This window comes from Collinsella aerofaciens, assembly GCF_901212495.1.
In the GTDB taxonomy this organism is placed as follows: Bacteria; Actinomycetota; Coriobacteriia; order Coriobacteriales; family Coriobacteriaceae; genus Collinsella; species Collinsella aerofaciens_H.
This window is the reverse complement of record NZ_CAAKNY010000018.1, coordinates 1-2291: the sequence shown is the minus strand read 5'-3', so window position 1 is coordinate 2291 and position 2291 is coordinate 1. Positions and strand designations below refer to the sequence as shown.

Below are 2291 nucleotides of genomic sequence, written 5' to 3'. Positions count from 1 at the left end.
GGAATCTGGGCGTACACATTTCCTACATATCTTGGGAATTCTCGGGCCGCAATGCAAATAAAAGAGGGGACCTTGTTTCCAAGATCCCCTCCCCTGCCTATATACAGGAATAGGCTTTTTAAACCTTAGGCCAGCAGCTTGCGGCCGGACTCCTCGATTGCGTCAAGCGCTGCATCCGCCTCGGCGGCGTCTGCGCCCTTGGCAAAGATATAGAGCTTGATCTTGGGCTCGGTACCGGAAGGACGGACAATACCCTTGTTGCCACCCTCAAGGTCGAACTCAATGACGTTAGCCTTCGGCAGCCCGTTCACGCAGGTGTTGTAGTCAACGACGGCCTCGATCTTGGACCCGGCGAGCTCCGCAGGCGGGTTCTCACGCAGACCGGCCATGATGCCAGCCATCTTTGCTGCACCCTCGGCACCCGGATAGCTCAGCGAAATCGTCTTGTTGTGATAGTAGCCATGCTTCTCATACAGCTCGTGCATAGCGTCGGCAAGGTTCTTGCCCTGCAACTTGTAATACTGAGCCATCTGGCAAATCAGCAGCGAGGTGCTGACGGCATCCTTGTCGCGCACGTGATCGCCAGTCAGGTAACCATAGCTCTCCTCGAAACCGAAGATAAAGCGATCGACCTCGCCGGCGTCGGAAAGGGAGGTAATGATGTCACCAATGTACTTGAAGCCCGTCAGGCAACGACGGAGCTCAAAGCCATACTCGTCGGCCAGGGCGTCGACCATGGCGGAAGAAACGATGGTGGTAACTGCGACCTTCTTGCTGAGGTCTTCACCGCGGGCAGCGCGCGTCTTGCAGATATAGTCGAGCAGCAGAACGCCCATCTCGTTACCGGTCAGCAGCAGGTAGTCATCGCCGTTCTTGACGGCAACGCCAACGCGGTCGGCGTCAGGATCGGTTGCGAGCAACAGATCGGGGTGAACCTGCTCACACAGGTCGATACCCTTCTGCATGGCCTGACGGATCTCGGGGTTGGGATACGGGCAGGTCGGGAAATCGCCGTTGGGCTCCTTCTGCTCCGGAACAACCGTGACATCGGTGATGCCGGCACGCTCGAGCACCGTGGTAACGGGGATGAGGCCGGTACCGTTGAGCGGGGTGTAGACGAGCTTAAGCGGAGCGCCGGCAATCTCCTCGGCAGAAAGATTGGTCACGCCGCGGGCGAGCACTGCATCGTAATAACGCTCGAGGCAAGAGTCATCGATCCACTTAACCAGACCCTGCTCAACAGCCTCGTCAAAGTCCATGGACTTTACGCCGGTGAACGTATCGGTCTCGGCGATAGCCTTGGAAATCGCGTCCGCGGCCTCGCTCGTGATCTGGCAACCGTCGGGACCGTAAGCCTTATAGCCGTTGTAGGGCGCCGGGTTATGGCTAGCGGTCATACAGATGCCGCCGGAGCACTCGAGGTCGCGAACAGCCCAGGAAAGCGTCGGCACCGGAGAAATCTTAGGATACACAAGAGCCGTAACACCATTGGCGGCCAGAATGGCAGCGGTGGTCTTAACGAACAGTTCACCCTTATTACGACTATCGCGAGCGATGGCGACCGTTGGATTCTCGAACGTTGCGTTAAGGTAGTCGGCAAAACCCTGCGTCGCGCGACCGACCGTATAGATATTCATACGGTTGGTGCCGGCACCGATCGTGCCGCGGAGACCGGCGGTACCGAAGGCAAGATCCTGGAAGAAGGCATCGGTGATGGCGTCCTCGTCACCCTGCTCCTTCATCGTGTTGAGCTCGGCCAGGAGCTCCTCGTCCTTGACATTGGCAATCCAAGTATCAAGCAGCTCGTGAACATCTGCCATGTGAGTCCTTCCGTCACAATCAATAAAACGACCCGTAAAACAGGACAAGCGCAGTAGCACGCTAAAGCAAATATTAGTCCATTGAGCACAAAGAACCGACCACAGAACGGTGAACGTTTATATTCACCGGTGGATGATTGGATTGATTTAATTTCTTAGAGATGATTGCCTATAAACGCAAAAAGGGGGGAGGCCGCGAGGCCTCCCCCTTCTTCAAGTCACATGACGGCTCGGTGCCGTCCACCGGTCAGCGGCGCCCTGGCCTCCCACGGGCCGGACCCGCAGTACTCTCGGCGCGATGGGGCTTAGCTTCCGGGTTCGGAACGGGACCGGGCGTGCCCCCCATGCTCTGGCCGCTGACCGGTGGGCGGCGCCCACCGTATCTTCGGTGTCCGGGTTCTGACTCACGTGCCCTGGGGGCCGCATGGCGCATAGGGGAGATGACTCGGGGGCATCCTCGTGCCCGGACCG

General features: G+C 58.3%; 1 protein-coding gene and 1 rRNA gene. Both read right to left on the bottom strand.

Going from position 1 to position 2291, the window contains the following annotated elements; translation table 11 throughout:
- Positions 1-125 precede the first annotated feature (125 nt).
- Positions 126-1820: a phospho-sugar mutase gene (locus SFLMC1_RS01550; protein ID WP_152074049.1), complete on the bottom strand. Its 1695-nt coding sequence runs from the start codon at positions 1818-1820 to the stop codon at positions 126-128.
- Positions 1821-2065: 245 nt separating this feature from the next.
- A 5S ribosomal RNA gene (gene rrf / locus SFLMC1_RS01545) occupies positions 2066-2181 on the bottom strand.
- Positions 2182-2291: the final 110 nt, after the last annotated feature.

Coding starts and splice junctions, on each gene's coding strand:
- SFLMC1_RS01550 (WP_152074049.1), bottom strand. CDS start 1,820: ATGGCAGATGTTCACGAGCTGCTTGATACTTGGATTGCCAATGTCAAG.